We start from the raw sequence: 18,623 nt of genomic DNA, 5'->3' as shown, positions 1-18,623 counted from the left end.
TTGTTTTTTGTAGGGTGACCTATTCGATGATGGCATATTAATATTTTGAAATTTTGCCCGTGACAAGATCTAATCATTCTAAAATATATTCTTTTAATACCACTTAGAATAAAGAAAGCTAGTTGGGGCTCTATTGTCTTCATCTATAAAAGTTAATTAGTTTTTTAGTGCCATATTCTTCATTAACAACAACTGGTTTAATGTGTCATTTTTCGACTAAAAAAGTCATAAAATTTGTAAAAAGAAGAAAAATATTAATTTACAATATTTTCAGTAAATAATATAATAGTTTCAGTGGGCTATTACCACTACATACAAAAAATTACAATTAGGGGGAGATTCAATTTGAAGAAGACAAAGTTATATTTACTTCTCACATTGCTGTTAGCTTTTACAATGGTATTTGCTGCATGCGGAAATAGTGAAACAACCTCTGAGACAGAAGAGGTAACAGAAAGTAACGAAACAACAGAAGAAGAAACAACAGAAGAAACAGAAGCGAATGAATCAGGCCTTGCAGAAAATCAAGTATTACGCATTAATAATAACTCTGAGCCTAGTACGTTAAATCCTAGCTTAGCAGAAGATGCGGTATCGTCTACAGTACTATTACAAACTTTTGAAGGTTTAACTCGAATCGGTAAAGATGGCGAACCAGAGATGGCAATGGCTGAGGATTATGAAATGTCGGATGATGGCTTGACATATACGTTCAAGCTCCGCGATGGAATTGCCTGGTCCAATGGAGATACATTAACAGCACACGATTTTGAATATGCATGGAAATGGGTGCTACAAAATCCTGAATCAACGTATGCTTATATTCTTGACTATGTGAAAAATGCTGAAGCAGCTAGAAAAGGTGAAATTGACATTTCTGAAGTTGGTGTTAAAGCTCTAGACGATAAGACACTAGAAGTTCAACTAGAAAATCCAACTGCTTACTTCTTAGAACTTACTGCATTTTATACTTATTTTCCAGTGAATAGTAAAGTTTCTGAAGCAAATGCTGACTGGGCTTTGGATGCTGGAGCTGACTATACTTCAAACGGTCCATTTAAACTATCTGTATGGGAGCATAACGATAAAATTGTGCTAGAACAGAATGAACATTACTGGGATGCTGAATCTGTTACACTAGAAAAAATTGAGATCATTATGATTAATGATGCAAATACTGAATTAACGATGTATCAAAATGATGAGCTAGATTGGGCGGGTTCACCAACCGGTAGTTTACCATCAGAGGCACTACCATCTCTTAAAGATGAAGGAAGTTTAACGATTCAACCAATTGCTGGAGTATATTGGTATAAATTTAATACTGAAGAAGCACCATTTAATAATAAAAAAATACGTCAAGCGTTTGCGTATTCAATTGACCGTAAAGCTATTGTAGAAAATGTTACACAAGGTGGAGAAATTGCAGCATTCGGTAACGTGCCACCAACTATCTTCCCTGAAGCAGCTGATGGGGGATACTTTAAAAATGCGGACTATGAGATGGCAAAACAGCTGTTAGAAGAAGGTTTAGCGGAAGAAGGCTATGCAAGTGTGGAAGACCTTCCTTCTATCGAGCTTTCGTACAACACGAATGATACTCATGCTAAAGTGGCACAAGCAATCCAAGATATGTGGAAGAAAAATCTTGGTATAGAAGTTGAATTGTTTAACCAAGAATTTGCTGTTCATCTTGATGCATTAGATTCAGGTAATTTCCAAGTAGCTCGAATTGGTTGGATAGCTGACTTTAATGATGCAATGAACTTCCTAGAAATATACAAAGAAGTTGGTGGAAATAATAATACTCGTTGGGAAGATGCAGAGTATAGAAGTTTATTAGATGAATCTAACAGAGAACAAGACCCTGCTAAACGAGAAGAGCTTCTAAAACAAGCTGATGAGCTATTAACAGATGCAATGCCAGCAATTCCAATCTACTACTACACGAATAAGTATGTGAAGAAAGACAGCTTAAAAGGCGTTGTAGTTTCTGGATTAGGAGACGTACAATATAAATGGGCTTATTTCGAAGCTGAATAACCAATCGATAAATGATAGTGAGCGATATAAATAGATATATACTAGTATAAAAGTGAACTAACGAGGGTGACTCATGAAAGGTCCGACCATAAACCCAATTATTGTATATAGGGAATGTTGCCCGGATACTATACAATAATTGGTGTTTGTAGGTCTGACCTTTAGCTGTGAGTCACTTATTTTTATGTTGCGGAGGTGTACAACCTTGATTAAGTATATTTTAAAACGTCTCGGATTTATAATAATTACTCTTTTAGTAATTATTACTGTAACCTTTTTCCTTATGAAAGCAGCGCCTGGAGGACCATTCACTTCAGAAAAGCCACCACCACCTGAAATTCTAGAAAAACTAAATGAATATTATGGACTTAATCAGCCTTGGTATGAGCAATATTTTGATTATTTAGTTTCAGTAGCTAGCTGGGATTTCGGACCGTCCTTTAAGTATAACGGACAATCTGTAAATGATTTTATTAAGGATGGATTCCCTGTGTCGTTAATACTAGGACTGGAGGCTATTTTTCTAGCATTGGCTTTTGGTGTTCTATTCGGTGTTATATCAGCCCTCAGACATAATAAGTGGCAAGACTATTCTGTGATGATTTTAGCAGTATTAGGAATATCCGTACCAAGCTTTATAATTGCATCGGTCCTACAATATGTATTTGCGATGAAATTGGGGTTATTTCCAGTCGCTAGATTTGAATCGTTTTCTTATCATGTCTTACCTGCAATTGCTTTGGCGTCGACACCGCTGGCATTTATCGCACGACTTACAAGATCAAGCATGCTTGAAGTGTTAGCTTCAGATTATATAAGGACAGCGAAGGCAAAAGGCATTAAAAACACCGTTGTCGTCGTCAAGCATGCCATTCGTAATGCCTTAATGCCTGTAGTCTCTTATATGGGTCCACTAACAGCTGGGATTTTAACAGGTAGCTTTATTATCGAGAGTATATTTGGTATCCCTGGTTTAGGCAGCCACTTTGTTCGCTCGATTTCAGATCGCGATTATACAACAATTATGGGTGTAACTGTGTTTTATAGTGTTCTGTTACTCGTTTCAATCCTCTTAGTAGATATATTGTATGGATTAATTGATCCTCGAATTAAACTTGCTCAAGGGAAAGGGGATTAATATGGATAGACAATTAGATGAATCACAAACGATACAACAAAACTTACCTAAAGAACTATTCGAACGAACAAATGCTGAAGCACATGAAGCAGAGAAATTAGGGAAAAGCATTACATTTTGGAAAGACGTTTGGCTGCGCTTTAAAAGTAATAAATTAGCTGTATTCGGTGTTTTTTTATTGTTCGTACTCGGAATTATGGCATGGGTTGGTCCAAGCTTGACCCCATATGATTATGCGACAAATGATTTAACCCAAGCGAATAAAGCACCTTCAAGTGAACATTGGTTTGGCACGGATAGTCTTGGTCGTGACATGTTTACTAGAGTTTGGCATGGTGCACGAATTTCATTGTTCATCGGTTTAGCGGCTGCAACAATTGATTTAATTATCGGTGTTATTTGGGGTGGTTTAGCAGGTTATCTTGGCAAGCGAACGGATGAAACATTAATGCGTATCGCCGATATTTTAACTGCTGTTCCATATTTGTTAGTTGTAATTTTACTAATGGTTGTATTAGAACAAGGCTTAACAACAATGATTATTGCGATGTCTATAACCGGTTGGATTAATATGGCTAGAATCGTTCGGGGGCAAGTCCTACAATTAAAGTCTCAGGAATATGTGTTAGCAGCTCAAACGCTAGGTGCAAACACGAAAAGAATTTTAGCTCGACATTTAGTTCCTAACTCAATGGGACCCATTTTAATTACAATGACATTAACGGTTCCTGCGGCGATCTTTACTGAAGCTTTCTTAAGCTATTTAGGTCTTGGTGTACCAGCGCCACTGGCTAGCTGGGGAACGATGGCAAGTGAAGGTGTACCAGCAATGAAATATTATCCGTGGCAATTATTCTTCCCGGCTATATTTATATGTTTAACCATTTTTGCTTTTAATGTTGTTGGAGACGGCTTACGAGACGCGCTTGATCCACGCCTACGAAAATAAGGGGGAAGAAAAATGAAAATGAAACCAATTTTAGAGGTAAATGATTTAGCAATTTCTTTTCATACATTTTCGGGGGAAGTAAAAGCAGTCCGTGGTGTGAATTTTCACGTAAAAAAGGGTGAAACGCTAGCTATCGTTGGTGAGTCAGGTTCAGGGAAAAGTGTAACAACACAATCAATTATGAAGCTTATTCCAACACCTCCTGGGGAGTATGTACGGGGCTCAATCATGTTTAATGGTGAAGACATTGTCCAAAAATCAGAGAAACAGATGGAAAAAATCCGCGGTAAAGATATTGGGATGATTTTCCAAGATCCAATGACCTCATTAAATCCAACGATGAAAGTTGGAGATCAAATCATGGAAGGGTTAATCAAGCATCAAAGCATGTCTAAAGCTGAAGCAAGGTTGGAAGCAATTAATTTACTAAACATGGTTGGAATTCCAATGTCAGAAAAGCGTGTGGATGAATACCCTCACCAATTTAGTGGTGGTATGAGACAGCGTGTTGTCATTGCGATTGCATTATCATCTCGTCCAAAACTATTGATCTGTGATGAGCCAACAACTGCTCTCGATGTGACCATTCAAGCACAAATTCTCGAATTATTAAAGGATTTACAAGAAAAGATGGATATGGCAGTTATATTCATTACCCATGATCTAGGCGTCGTAGCTAATGTAGCTGATCGCGTTGCGGTTATGTATGCTGGACAGATTGTTGAAACTGGGACTGTTGATGAAATCTTTTATAACCCACAGCATCCGTACACATGGGGGTTATTAGGGTCAATGCCAAGTCTTGAAGGTAGCGAAGATGAACTTTACGCGATTCCGGGGTCACCACCTAATTTAATTAACCCACCAGTAGGAGATGCGTTTGCATTGAGAAGTGAATACGCGATGAAAATTGATTTTGAAATGGAACCACCGATGTTTAAAGTATCAAATACTCACTATGCAAAAACATGGCTATTACATGAAAACGCACCGAAAGTTGATCCTCCTGAAATTGTCAATAGAATGAAAATACACTATAAATCTTTCAAACGCAGTCATGAAAGAGGGTAATTGAAGATGAACTTAAAAGAAGAAAAACTGTTGGAGATACAAGGCCTTAAACAACATTTTAAAGTTAACAAAGAAAATACAGTAAAGGCTGTTGATGGTATTTCCTTTGATATATATAAAGGTGAAACGTTTGGCTTAGTTGGAGAATCTGGTTGTGGGAAATCTACAACAGGGCGGACAATTATTCGCTTATACAACGCAACAGATGGTAAGGTACTTTATAATGGCGAGAATGTCCACGGGAAGAAGTCGAAAAAGGAATTAAAAGCGTTTAATCGAAAAATGCAGATGATCTTTCAGGATCCATATGCGTCACTAAACCCACGGATGAAAGTATCTGACATTATAGCAGAAGGAATTGATATTCATGGCCTCGCTACTTCTAAACAAGAACGAATGAATAGAGTCCATGAGTTATTAGAAATCGTTGGGCTTAACCGAGAGCATGCGAGTCGTTATCCTCATGAATTCAGTGGCGGACAAAGACAACGTATAGGTATTGCAAGGGCACTAGCAGTAGATCCAGAATTTATTATTGCAGATGAGCCTATTTCAGCGTTGGATGTATCTATTCAAGCTCAAGTCGTGAACTTGATGAAAAAACTTCAGAAAGAAAAAGGACTTACATATTTATTTATTGCGCATGACTTGTCTATGGTCAAATACATTAGTGATCGAATCGGCGTAATGTATCGTGGGAAAATTGTAGAGTTAGCCAAGAGTGATGTACTGTATAACGACCCTATACACCCTTATACTAGATCACTATTGTCGGCAATTCCATTACCAGACCCAGATCATGAGCGTTCTCGTAAAAGAATAATTTATGACCCTTTGCAGCATAATTATGACAAAGAGACACCTACAATGAGGGAAATAAAACAAGGACATTATGTATTTTGCTCAGAAACAGAATATATGATGTACAAAGCTGAACGTGGATAATGCAGGGGCTGAAGTTTTTATATTGAAGTAAATAAATAAGTAGCAATCTATTGTATTTGTCGGATGTGCCAGATGTAACAGTTGAAATTGTAAATTAATTATTATTGGATAGAATATTAATTGTGGAAAAATGTTTAAGTTATTGGAGATGCTATCGATAACTTAAACATTTGTTTTTTATCGTTTTAATAGTTTTGAATTTTCTGATCTTTTTTGTAATTTAATTGTTAGTACCAGATTCTTAATCAAATTATTTAAATGATAACAATGAAAAAGATCAGCTTTCGATTAGTTTTTTAATACTTTCATGTGTAATTTCAACGAATGTAAATCGATCTTCAATCTCAAATAAATTCTTAGCTTTAATAAAATTATCATAGGCATCTTTTTTGTTTCCAAGATTTTTAAAATTTTGCGCAGTTATATGGTATAACTCACCTAACAAATATAGCAATTCTTTTTTGATACATAAATTAATTCCTCTCTGGCTATATGAAATTGAATGTCGGTAATCCTTAATTTTATATAACGATTTTGCTAAACTATAGCAAAGCCTTATTTCTATTTTAAAGTTTTGTTGGGGAAGATCCTTTAGTTTACTAAGAGCTTCCTTATAGACCTCTATTGACTTATTATACTCTTCAATTTCATTATATATAATCCCAATACTATTTAATATTTCTACCTGTTGTAATTTTAGTATTGACATCTCACTATCATTTCCATAGTTTAAGGCTTCATTTAATATATTCATAGAAGATTGGATATTCTTATAAATATAAAATTCAACTATCCCTTTATGCCAAAGCATAAACTGAGAAAGATGGTCTACTCTAAAAGCAGGAGTAGTACTTTCATGCTTTATTAATTCTTCAACCATTAAATAATCTCTCTTTCTTATAGCACTTCGAACTTGTTTTTTTACCTCTGTAACGTAATCATACCTTGGTGTATAGGCTAAGTTATAGAAATAATTTACATCTACTCCTAGTGTCTCCGCAATTTCATAGAGAGTTGTACACAATGGTAACACCTCTCCTTTTTCTATTTTACTTATTTGAGCTTGGGTTACTGTTTTTTGTGCTAATTGAGCTTGTGTAAGCCCTGCTTTTTTTCTCAAATAACGGATTTCATTCCCAATTATTGTAGCGATATATTCCATATTAATTATTCACCACTATTCCTAAAGTTATATTTTATAAGAAATATTAAAGATTAAATAGGAAATAATAAGTAAATTATAACAAAATAAAGATAGTTTAGAAAGATTTTCAAATATAATTTTGTTATTATAAAATAAAGAAAGGGGAGAGGTCTATGAAAAAGATATTACTTGTTACTGTATTAATTTCTACTCTATTTGGTTTTACATCAGATAATGATGCTCATAAAGAAACAAAATATAGTTATAGTATTGAAGTTCCTTCTGATGACGATGATTTGCCAAATCAACATTAACACTTACCATAGGGAGTAAAGTTAATATAAATATCTTTGTAAAAGTGAAAAGTAACTTATTTATGAGTTATGGTGGGATATATTTTTAGATTATTGAATGAGTATCTATCTGGTAAAATACCCTTGGATATTAGATATTACACGAATAACATGTAGATATATTGAATTGAATTGATTAAGTTATGAAAATTATTAAATGCGCACTTATTAAAGAGGAGAGATGAAAATGGAAATGAAGGATGTTTTTGATTTAGATTTACAGATAGGTTCGAGTGTATCTACTAACCAAGATAGAATTGGTTTCGCAAGTGAATCATGTTCCTGTAAAGGTTGTACAGTAACATCATGTCCGTGCAATCGTTTCTCGGATAATTGTGAAGCCACCCAATTTAGTGTATGTGGCTGTGGTACAACAGATATTTGCTAGTAACGGATATAAGGAACAAACAGTGTTTGTAACATAAGCGTATCTAAAGTAAGGTTCTATTACTATACTTAGAACGTTGGAAATCAACATCTTTTTATTAATAGTATTCATTTCCTAAAAAGTATTTATATATTTAATTACTTATCACCGCTGAGAGAAATGTAAAAAAGGATCATGTTTTGATAATATATTTCAAAACATGATCCTTTTTTAAGTTATTTATACTATTTTATTTCATTTTATTACAAAATATATAACTAAATGAATTTTTTTGTAAAAACTATAATATTTGCTTTGGGATAAAGAAGAGTATAAAGCATTAAATAATTTTATTGTAAATATCAGAATTTAAGATTTATTTAAAATTTTGTTTAAATGATAAAGGGCGTGCCTAATAAGATATAGAGAGGGGAATGGAAATGAAAGATATTTTTGATTTAGATTTACAGATTAGACCGAGTGTATCTAATAATAATGGTGGTAGTGGCTTTAATAGTGACTCTTGTAGCTGTCCTACCGGTTGTACAGGTTGTTGTACTATGGGTTTTGCTACTTGTAATTGTTTCTCAGATGATTGTGAAGTGACTCAGTTTAGTGTATGTGGCTGTGATACAACCGATATTTGTTAGTAATGGAAATATGGAACAAGTAGAAATTAGGTTTTAATAGATATATCTAGATTGTAGGTTATCATACCTCATCATTTATGGTATTGATAACTTGATAGGTTTTGTTAATACTGCTATATCTTAAATTATTTATCATTGTTCAAAAAAAGAAAAAAGGAGTATGTTTTGATAATGCAAATCAAAAACATGCTCTTTTTTAGGTTGTAATACAATTTTATGACATTTACTTACAAAATATATAACTATATGAATATTTTATGTGGAATTTGTAGTATTCTACTCGAAATAAAGAAGATTAAAAGGTAATTCTTTAATTTTATTGAAATATCAGAATTTAACGTTAATTCAAAATTATGATTAAATGTAGTTACGGCGCGCCTAACAAAATTAATAGGGAGAGTGAAATGGAAATGAAAGATATTTTTGATTTAGATTTACAGATAGGTTCGAGTGTATCAAAAAATCAAGGTACTATTGGATTTATGAGTGAATCTTGTAGCTGTGCTAATACTTGTTCAGCTAACTCTTGTTCTTGTGATTCTTGTAATTGTGTTTCAGTAGACTCTTGTAATTGTTGGTCAGATAATTGTGTAGTCACTCAGTTTAGTGTATGTGGTTGTGGGACAACAGATATTTGTTAGAAGTATAAACATGGAACAAGTAGTATTATAACATATTGTAAAACTCACTTAAATAAGCCTTATTAACTATACTTAGAACGTAGGCAGTCAATATCAATTAATTAATGGTATTGATTGCCTAATAAGTACTTTGCTTAATATCTATAAAATAACCATCAATTACCTATCATCGTTGAGAGAAAGGAGTTTGTTATGGTACTTGTTGATAATAAACCAGATAGCCAACTAAAACAGAGTAAATATTTTCAAGCATTAGATTTTTATATGGTTAGGTCTCCTTTACTTCCTTTAGAAACTTACATAGAGATATTTGATTTGTCATTAATGGATTATGAACAGCAACAAGAACAGATGATTGATAAGCTAGTTAATTTAGCACAAAGCCCGATAATTCGAGAAAGTATAGCTGTCTCAAGTCTTTCTTTACTAGAATCATTACCTAATATTTCTAATAATAAAAATAAAAAGAAAAGGGATCAAGCAATAAAAGGTTTTACTCGATATCTTATTAGAATGATAAGTAGACCAACACCTTATGGTCTTTGTTCAGGTGTCTTATATGGAAATATAAGTAATTCTACATCGTTAAACATAGGTGGTATTTCCAATCATCAGAAGAAATCTCGACCTGATATGGAGTGGCTATTATCTGTAATAAAATCAATTGAAACCCTACCTAATATTATTTCTCAACTCTACGTTTCCGCTAACCCAATGGTGTATTTTTCTGGGAGTAGAGCAAAACTTCCTTACGTGAGTCGTTATGGTGAGAAAAGAGGGACAGGTATTATAGACAATTCATCGATTCGTATCACACCGGTAGTGGAATTTGTTTTAAATGAAGCAAAGGCTCCGATTTTATATACCGAATTATTAAAGAGAATACGAGAAATATACCCCCAGGCAGATGAGAAGAGAATTAATCACTTTTTGATGGAATTGTTTGAACAAGAATTTCTTATTAGTAATCTAAGACCACCGATAACAATTTCTGACCCCTTCTCTTATTTTTTAAACCAGCTTAAAGAGCTAAAAGAATTAGATCATGTTAAGGAAAAATTGAGTGAAGTCAGTCAGTTACTAAATGAATATGATACCTTACAAGTAGGAAAAGGTGAAAAAAAATATAAAGATCTAGTTTCTACTATGAACAAAATAGCTAAAGTAAAAAATCCGATTCAAGTAGATATGAAAATATCTGATAAGCCAGTAAGCTTACCAGGGCACTTACAAAATGAGGTTTCTAAAGTAGCGGATGTGCTTTGGCGATTGTCACCACACAAACGAGGGTATAGCCATTTAGATACATATAAAGAAAAATTTTTAAACAAATACGGATCAGCTAGGGAGGTACCTATTCTTACGTTATTAGATGAAGATTTAGGATTAGGTGCTCCACCTGGTTATCAATATCCAGTGAGTCGTATGAAAGCAGAAACTACTGTGTCAAGATATTCTAAAAAACGAGAAGGTTTATTAATGGAATGGCTTTTAAAAGCTCAAAAAAATAACCAAACGGAGATTGAATTAAATGATAATATGATTCAAGTTTTGGAAGAAAGCTCTCCAAATAATAAGCATAGTCCTTCTTCACTTGAATTATATTTTACATTGACCTCTGTTAGTCAAGAAGAAGTGGATAAAGGAAACTACAATTTAGTACTTACACAGAATACGGGCTCTAACGGTGCAGGTAAAACTTTTGGAAGATTTTCATCTTTACTTGGAGATGATGTAATTGATAATTTAAAACAAGTACACCAAATAGAAGAATATTCAAACCCAGACCATCTATTTGCAGAATTATCTTATCTACCTGCGAAGGGGAGAGCTACAAATGTAACTATTACTCCAAGTGTTCGCCCTTATGAAATAACTTTTGGAACAAACTCTTCAAAAGGAAAAGATCAAACCATACCTTTAAATGATATCGTTGTCGGTCTTACTATGGAAAATGGTAATTATTCCTTTTATCTTCGATCCAAGAAATTAGGAAAAAACATAATTCCTACTTGCGGTCATATGCTCAACATGATGTATGCACCAAACATTTATCGTTTCTTACGAGAGTTATCAAACGATAACGAGCGAAGGTGGGAGCACTTTTCATGGGGAGCGCTAGAATCTTCGCCATTTTTACCCCGCCTACGCTATGGTAAAGCTATTTTATCTTTGGCAAGATGGAAATTATACTCTAATACTTTATCGTCAAAGAAATCATGGAGTCATGAAAAATGGTTTTCAAGGCTACAGCAATGGCGAGATGAATGGGATATACCTCGTTATGTATATATGACAGAAGCTGATAATCGTATATTACTAGATTTAGAGAATCCTTTAACGGTGTCAGAATTACGTCGAGATTACGAGAAACAACAAGAAGGTCAACATATATTACTAACAGAAACAGGATTTGAATTTATTGAAAATCCTCTTAAAGGAGAAGAAGGACATTTTCTTATGGAGTGTGTCTTTCCTATCGTTAAAAAGCATGAGCCAAAAAAATTATCTGAGAGTGATAATTCATACAAGGTGAAAAAATCGACTGACGTAAGCTTTGAAGGTGTAAAAAAACATAAAGTAGTAGAAAAAGAAATTACTCCTATAGAAGCTCCCATCGCTAACCATAGTCGGGTTCATCTCCCTGGAGGAAAATGGATTTTTCTAAAATTGTATGGTCTATCTAGTAGGATTGAAGAGTTCATTGGTTGGCACATGAAAGAACTGTATGAACTAGCTAAAGGTAATCAAGTGGCAGATCAATGGTTCTTTATGAGATATTCTGATCCAAATCCACATATTCGTTTGCGATTCAAAGGAGAGCAAGAACAGCTATACTCCAAACTTATGCCTATAATTCACCAATGGGGTCTAAATTTACAACGAGAAGGATTAGTCTCACAAATGGTCATTGATTCCTATGATCCGGAAATAGAAAGGTATGGAGGTCCTAAATTAATTGAGTTAGCTGAAAAGGTGTTTGAGGGTGATAGTATCATGGTGACCAATTTGATCCGACTTAAAAGAGAAGGAGCAGTCTCCATAGACCTAGATATGATTGCTGTTATTTGTACAATTGATATCATGGAACGTTTTTCTCTTTCATTTAAAGAGCAGTTAGATTGGTTTAATAAAAGGTTTTCACATAAAGAACATTTAAAAGTATTTAGAAAAAACAGAAAACCTTACATGGAACTTGGTAATTCGAAAAATGATTGGGAGAGTTTAAGAAATGATCCAGAGGGAATTTTAATTTACAATAACATGTTACATCGTCGAGAAACTTTACAGCACTATGCACAACAAGTTCATTTAAATCAACAAGACGGAATCTTACATAGTAATCCAGATGGAATCCTTGCGAGTATAATTCATATGACGTTAAATCGTTTTGGTATTAGCTTTCAGGATGAGAGGAGGGTAATGCATCTGGTTCGTCATACTTTGCATAATCTTCGATATTCGAGGGGGATCAGAGATTGATAAAACAAGATGAGTTGAATTATACTCAGCTCAACATAAAAAATATTTTTCGTTCATTTAGTTATTGGCCTAGAGTCTTTAAGTTGTTATGGGAAACGAAAAAGAGCTATTTTGTTGCAATTCTCACACTATCCTTGTTTCAAGGCGTTTCCCCTGTTCTTTCATTATTAGCTACACAACATCTCATTAATTCAATCGCAACTGGGTTGAATCTAGGGTTTAAGGTTATATTAATTGCTTTCTTCTTTTTTATTGGAGTAGCGTTACTAGATATGGTTATAGCATCATTATATCAATATTATGATACTTTGCTCCGGAAGTTATTATCAAACAGAATTAACATATTAATTTTAGAAAAATCTCTATGTTTGAGTTTGGAAGATTTTGAAAATCCTACAATCCAAGATCATCTCAAACGTGTCCAAAATGATTCAGGTTCTCGTCCATTTCAAGTATTAAAGGTAATTCTTGGTATGATTAGTAACGTAGTTACGTTACTTTCTACAATTACTGTTATATTATTGTGGAAATGGTGGGTGGCTTTGTTTATAGTACTTATCCCTTTTATATCATTTGTTTCTTTTCTACGCTTAGGACAAGAGGAGTTTCTACGGTATTGGAATCGAGCTGAAAAGAGCCGACAGTCTTGGTATTTTAGTCATTTGATCACACAAGATAAAACAGCTAAAGAAGTTAGGCTTTATCAGTTAGGAGCCTTTTTCTTGAGTAAGTATAAAAAGATAATTGATAGTTTTTATAGTGAAGACCGTTTCATTCTCATCAAGAGAATGAAAATTTCATCAGTATTTAAAATAATCACTCTCTCAATTAACTATTCTATTGTGTTATTAGTTCTTTGGTCTGCTTATATGAAGGAGATCCTAATTGGAAATGTAGTAGGATTAATTCAAGCCATTCGTTTGACAGAGTCAACGGCACAAGGAATTGTCCAAAGTATCCTCTCACTGTGCCAAAATAATCTATATTTAGAGCAACTCTTTCACTTTTTAGATATTTCTACAAAGGAAAATCAAAAAGTATTGATTAATACAGCTATACAGTTAAATGATGACAATAATTCTCTAGTCAATGTGAGACCAACTCCGACTCTTTCAGCCATAGAGAAGATTGAATTTCAGAATGTCTCTTTTAAGTATAAGGGAACAGAAATGTATGCCTTAAATAATGTAAGTTTTACATTAAAAAAGGGAGAGACATTAGCCATTGTTGGTAAGAATGGTTCAGGAAAGAGTACAATAGTGAAACTTTTAACCTCATTATATACAGATTTTGAAGGAGAAATTCTGATAAATGGGATATCAATCCGAGAATTTGACCAAGAAGGTTTAAGGGAACAGATTGGAGTAGTGTTTCAGGATTTTGTTCAATATGAGTTGCCTGTGAGAGAAAATATAGGTTTTGGGGATTTAAAGCATGTGAATGATGAAAGAATCATGCAAGCAGCAGAACAAGCAGGTATAGTCGAGATGATTGAGCAACTTCCTAATCAAATAAATACACAGCTAGGAAAATTGTTTACTGATGGGCACCAATTATCTGGTGGACAGTGGCAACGAATTGCTATTGCAAGAGCTTTTATTAGAAATGCTGATATTTACATAATGGACGAGCCAAGTTCATTCCTTGATCCATTCGCAGAAAAGGAAGTGTTTGACAAGTTTCAATCCCTTCTTCAAAATCGCATTGGACTGTTTATAACTCATCGCTATTCAACAGTTCAGTTTGCAGATCAAATTATCGTTTTGGATAAAGGTGTCGTTGTTGAAAGTGGCAATCATAATGAACTAATTAACCTTGGTGGTAACTATGCCCAATTATACAATTTACAAGTGTCTTCTTTTTTTGGGAAACAAGAGGGTATAAAGAAAGCATCTGTTAGTTAAAAGGAATGTAAGGACTACTGCCTAGTTTAAAAGGAGAGGTAATGATGAACAATACACAAGAATTGATTTCTCAACTAGCTAAGGAACATTATAAGCAGGTGGAAAATACTGTTCTTGATCTAGCTAAAAAGTTACAAAGCGCAGAAGTGATTGAAAATAAGTTATTACTGGAAATACAATCCCAGGAAGATGTATCGGATGAGAAAACCGATACATCTAAAGAATTGGGTAGTATTCTAGGGACGGGGTTAGCGGGAGGCTTAGCAAGTTTTGCTCTATTATTTGGTGAGTTAGATAGATACTATCCAGAGGGGGGGTGGGATCTGAAAGGTCATCAATTTCTTGTCCAGATTCAAGAAAAGCTACAAACTCAAGGGATTTTATCTTACTCACTATATGGTGGATTAGCGGGGATAGGGCTTGCTGCACATTCCTTATCTAGACAAGGCACTAGGTATACGAAGTTATTAAACACGATTAAAACACATTTATTATCTAACCTCCCTGACATGCTCGAGGATTTTACAAACAATTTAAAACAAGATAGCGTAAAAATGACAGATTATGATGTTGTCCAAGGTGTAGCAGGAATTGGACGGTATTTACTATTATATAAAGATGAACCAAATGTTTTAGAAGCTATACATGAAATAATCAAGTATGTGATAAGATTATCGAAATTTAAGGAACTGAATGGAGTATCTATACCTGGGTGGCATATTAAAAGTGAAAACCTTTTCTTGGAGAGTGAAAGAAAGAAGTTTACTAATGGAAACTTTAATGTAGGTTTAGCACATGGTATTCCTGGACCATTAGCCTTCCTTGTCTTAACAAAGAAAGTTGGTATAGAGATAGAAGGGCAAACAGAGGCTATTGAACGAATAGTCAATTGGCTGTTGGAATGGAAGAGAGAAGACGAATATGGTCCGATTTGGCCGTTTAACGTTTCATTTGAGGAATTAATGGATGGTAATTTACAGGGGAATCAACGGAGTATGGAAGCTTGGTGCTATGGCTCTCCAGGCGTGGCAAGGGTTATTTGGATGGCAGGAGAGGTGTTAGGAGTAGAATATTGGAAGGAAATTTCAGTAGATTCCTTCAAAGCGACATTTAGAAGACCAATGAGTCAATGGAATATAAATGCTCCTAATTTCTGTCATGGATATGCTGGGTTATTGCAAATTGCTCATCGGATGTATTTAGATTCTGGAGAAAAAGAGATATTAGACGGACGGAACAAGCTTATTAACAAAGTTTTGGGTATGTACAATACTGAGTTTCCATTTGGATATTATGATATACCTAAAGGAAATTGTGAACAACAGATTGTTCATAATCCTGGATTACTTGAAGGAGCAGCTGGTACCGCATTAGTTTTACTAAGTTTAATTAATGACAAACCTTCAGATTGGGATTCTATCTTCCTTATCGTATAATAATTATTTCCTATAAAAATACAGACCAATTTATAAGCATTGAAAAATATGTTCTATAAAAAATTGAAGTATTAAAAGGAGTGAGATACATGAAACAGGATATGTTTGATTTAGATTTACAAATTAATGTAGATAAGACCATAGTATTAAACTCAGATGGTCCATCTATGTCCGGGTGTACTTGTAACTCATGTTTGGTTTGTCCTACAGACAATTGTGATACTAACGATTGTATAACAAGATTTAGTAATTGTGGGTGTGGAACAAGCGATATATGCTGAAAATCTAAAATAATATTTTATTAATTTGCTAATTTAGTAATTCAAGGGTATTCTTATTTTTTGTTAAAGAATCTGCTCTATGGTGACTGTAACATATTTCTAAAAAAACTTGAATGGTTGGAAAGATTCATAAAAGGTAAGAAGTAAAAGAAATATATCATATTTCTTTTGCTTTTTTAGTTGTGGGTTGAGTTTAGTGATTTTGGTATGTTACATAAATATTTATATGAATAAATAGAGATGTTAGGTATTCCGGTTAGTGTATGTAGGGAAACTGTGATCGGTACAAAGCAATTTCAAGAAGTTATACTCCTTTTAGATACTCTAGTAGATTCAAAAGATCAAATATCATTGATCCCTTCACTAGGGGGGGGGGTTGGCATAGAGTGATATGAATGGAAAAACTAACAATGAGGTTTTTCAACTTATGATTCTACTCTTCCATCGCTAAATAGGGATGAACGTTCTATTTAAAAGCTTTTAAAAAGCTAGGGCTTGATCAATTGATAGTGCCGAGGAAGTTAATAGTTTATAAGTTTTTATATTCATAATGGGGTTTAATAGTTGCAAAGTTTTGTTGTAGGAATCTAGTATTATTCAAAATTCATCAGACACTTTAGTGGAACATAAGATGTTCATAATAATGAGAAAACGTTCATAGTGTCTAGTTCACACACAGAATTAGTATTATTGTCTAAAGTTATATGTTGAATAGGCAAATCAGCATTTCTTTTGCAACATTTCAAACATTGTTGTAAGGATAAAATGGATTGAAGGTCTTCAATCATTTTGATATAATTTTCTATATTTAATATGTATCTTCCATATAAAATGTTATATTTTAATCTTTTCAATTTTAGTAACAGTGCTAAACATGGGACGGGGGCCTTAGTCAGTAATTGGTAGTACCTTATAATAGTGATTGAAGATATATTAGGAGTATAATTCTTCAAAAAAAGAAGGGTTGTTACATATTTTAATGTATGACAAGAAAAAGGGTAGGTTAGTTGATTTGAATTTTCTACTAGTAATATTGAATGGTCAAATTGACTAAAGAACGAAAAAACCTATATGATAAAATACTTAATAACGGCCGAGAAAAAATGGTTTTATATATCCTCTTCATCACTTAACTATTTTTTACTGGAAGTTTCATATAATCATATTTGAAAAGGTGTAAAGCTTGCGGTTACAAACAAGAGGTTGAATAGAATGTGATATCAATCCAAGAAGAATAAGAATAAACAAAACTATGGATTTGTATTTTTATGATTATAAGGGGCGTTAAGATGATTATCAGACCAATTGAATTAAGTGATGCAGAAAACTTTTTACAATTAAATAAAAGTATTGATGAATCAGGATTTATGCTATTTGAACCAGGCGAAAAATCAATGACACTTGAGCAGCAAAGAAAAGCTATAGAAAATATTATAGCTGAAAAGAACTCTTTATTTCTAGTAGCAGAAGTAGAGCATAAATTAGTTGGATTTATGAACGCATTTGGAGGAAAAGTTAAACGAAATCAACATTCGGCATATCTTGTTTTAGGTGTACTTGATGATTTCCAAGGACGAGGCATAGCATCAAGTCTATTTAATAGTGCTTTCGCTTGGGCTAAAGATAAAGAAATATCTAGGCTGGAACTCACCGTTATAAAAGACAATATAAAGGCATTTAACTTATATAAAAAAATGGGGTTTGTTATTGAGGGTGAAAAAGTGAATTCATTAATCATAAATGGTCAACCTATGAACGAATACTATTTGTACAAGTTACTATAACACGTAGCCGCTATCTTTTACATGAACTTATCTATTAATAATAGTAACTACAATAATTCACAATTTGTACTACTGAGCATATAAGTGGATAAAACAAAATATAAGTAAAGCCATCGTTGAGTTTATTGCTCAATGATGGCTTTAATGCTTTTGTCAGGAGTTAGACTCCACGTAAAAAGATAGCTTCAATGAAGCTATCTATATATTATCACCCATTTCATTTTTAATACCGTTTCGTATTCATAATATCTCCGTGTAAGAAAGTTAACACGAACTCAACAAGAAATTATGAGTAGTTTATGTACGATGAATTCATAACAATAGCATATGTGTATATTAGCTAGGATCATTTTTAAAAATTGAAATAAATTGTTATGAAGTTATCCTTAAAAAAGTTTATAAACTGCCATTGTATTCTTTATTGAATTATGAGA

Annotated in this window: 14 protein-coding genes; 12 read left to right on the top strand and 2 right to left on the bottom strand. The window is 33.5% G+C overall.

Translation table 11 applies throughout. The annotated features are described in order from the left end of the window. Nucleotides 1-396: 396 nt before the first annotated feature. From ACSVDA_RS18815 to ACSVDA_RS18795, 5 genes are all read left to right on the top strand, one after another. Nucleotides 397-2,043, top strand: a complete 1,647-nt coding sequence (locus ACSVDA_RS18815; RefSeq protein ID WP_485885184.1) for a peptide ABC transporter substrate-binding protein — start codon at nt 397-399, stop codon at nt 2,041-2,043. 205 nt (nt 2,044-2,248) lie between these two features. Continuing rightward, nucleotides 2,249-3,181 carry an ABC transporter permease gene (locus ACSVDA_RS18810; protein ID WP_485885145.1) on the top strand — a complete coding sequence of 311 codons (933 nt, stop codon included), beginning with the start codon at nt 2,249-2,251 and terminating at the stop codon, nt 3,179-3,181. A gap of 1 nt (nt 3,182) precedes the next feature. Beyond that, on the top strand, nt 3,183-4,130 hold the full coding sequence (locus tag ACSVDA_RS18805) for an ABC transporter permease (protein WP_485885144.1): 948 nt from the start codon (nt 3,183-3,185) through the stop codon (nt 4,128-4,130). 18 nt (nt 4,131-4,148) lie between these two features. Further along, a complete protein-coding gene (locus ACSVDA_RS18800; RefSeq protein ID WP_485885182.1) occupies nt 4,149-5,201 on the top strand; it encodes an ABC transporter ATP-binding protein in 1,053 nt (350 codons plus the stop codon). Between the two features lie 6 nt (nt 5,202-5,207). Next, complete coding sequence (locus tag ACSVDA_RS18795; RefSeq protein ID WP_485885142.1) at nt 5,208-6,146, top strand: ABC transporter ATP-binding protein; 939 nt, start codon at nt 5,208-5,210, stop codon at nt 6,144-6,146. 277 nt (nt 6,147-6,423) lie between these two features. On the opposite strand, the gene ACSVDA_RS18790 is transcribed toward ACSVDA_RS18795, so the two are convergent. Beyond that, a complete protein-coding gene (locus ACSVDA_RS18790) occupies nt 6,424-7,308 on the bottom strand; it encodes a helix-turn-helix domain-containing protein (RefSeq protein WP_485885140.1) in 885 nt (294 codons plus the stop codon). Between the two features lie 155 nt (nt 7,309-7,463). Here ACSVDA_RS18790 and ACSVDA_RS18785 point away from each other — a divergent pair, with 155 nt between their 5' ends. From ACSVDA_RS18785 to ACSVDA_RS18775, 3 genes are all read left to right on the top strand, one after another. Next, nucleotides 7,464-7,604: a hypothetical protein gene (locus ACSVDA_RS18785; protein ID WP_485885138.1), complete on the top strand. Its 141-nt coding sequence runs from the start codon at nt 7,464-7,466 to the stop codon at nt 7,602-7,604. Between the two features lie 226 nt (nt 7,605-7,830). After that, nucleotides 7,831-8,031, top strand: a complete 201-nt coding sequence (locus ACSVDA_RS18780) for an FDLD family class I lanthipeptide (protein ID WP_485885136.1) — start codon at nt 7,831-7,833, stop codon at nt 8,029-8,031. A gap of 419 nt (nt 8,032-8,450) precedes the next feature. After that, a complete protein-coding gene (locus ACSVDA_RS18775; RefSeq protein WP_485885134.1) occupies nt 8,451-8,660 on the top strand; it encodes a hypothetical protein in 210 nt (69 codons plus the stop codon). 463 nt (nt 8,661-9,123) lie between these two features. Here ACSVDA_RS18775 and ACSVDA_RS18770 read toward each other — a convergent pair whose 3' ends face one another. Then, nucleotides 9,124-9,258: a hypothetical protein gene (locus ACSVDA_RS18770; protein WP_485885132.1), complete on the bottom strand. Its 135-nt coding sequence runs from the start codon at nt 9,256-9,258 to the stop codon at nt 9,124-9,126. A 235-nt stretch (nt 9,259-9,493) separates the two neighbouring features. On the opposite strand from ACSVDA_RS18770, the gene ACSVDA_RS18765 reads away from it, so the two are divergent. From ACSVDA_RS18765 to ACSVDA_RS18750, 4 genes are all read left to right on the top strand, one after another. Beyond that, nucleotides 9,494-12,784 carry a lantibiotic dehydratase gene (locus ACSVDA_RS18765; RefSeq protein WP_485885130.1) on the top strand — a complete coding sequence of 1,097 codons (3,291 nt, stop codon included), beginning with the start codon at nt 9,494-9,496 and terminating at the stop codon, nt 12,782-12,784. Then, the gene (locus ACSVDA_RS18760) at nt 12,781-14,688 is read left to right on the top strand and encodes an ABC transporter ATP-binding protein (protein WP_485885128.1); all 1,908 of its coding nucleotides are present in this window, start codon (nt 12,781-12,783) and stop codon (nt 14,686-14,688) included. The genes ACSVDA_RS18765 and ACSVDA_RS18760 overlap by 4 nt, the downstream gene beginning before the upstream one ends. 44 nt (nt 14,689-14,732) lie before the next feature. Further along, nucleotides 14,733-16,124, top strand: coding sequence for a lanthionine synthetase C family protein (locus ACSVDA_RS18755; protein WP_485885126.1), 1,392 nt, complete (start codon nt 14,733-14,735; stop codon nt 16,122-16,124). Nucleotides 16,125-17,694: 1,570 nt separating this feature from the next. Continuing rightward, the gene (locus ACSVDA_RS18750; protein ID WP_485885124.1) at nt 17,695-18,189 is read left to right on the top strand and encodes a GNAT family N-acetyltransferase; all 495 of its coding nucleotides are present in this window, start codon (nt 17,695-17,697) and stop codon (nt 18,187-18,189) included. The last annotated feature ends 434 nt before the right edge of the window (nt 18,190-18,623 follow it).

The organism is Cytobacillus sp. Hm23, assembly GCF_051842895.1.
Lineage (GTDB): Bacteria > Bacillota > Bacilli > Bacillales > SM2101 > Nanhaiella.
This window is presented reverse-complemented; position numbering and strand designations above follow the sequence as displayed.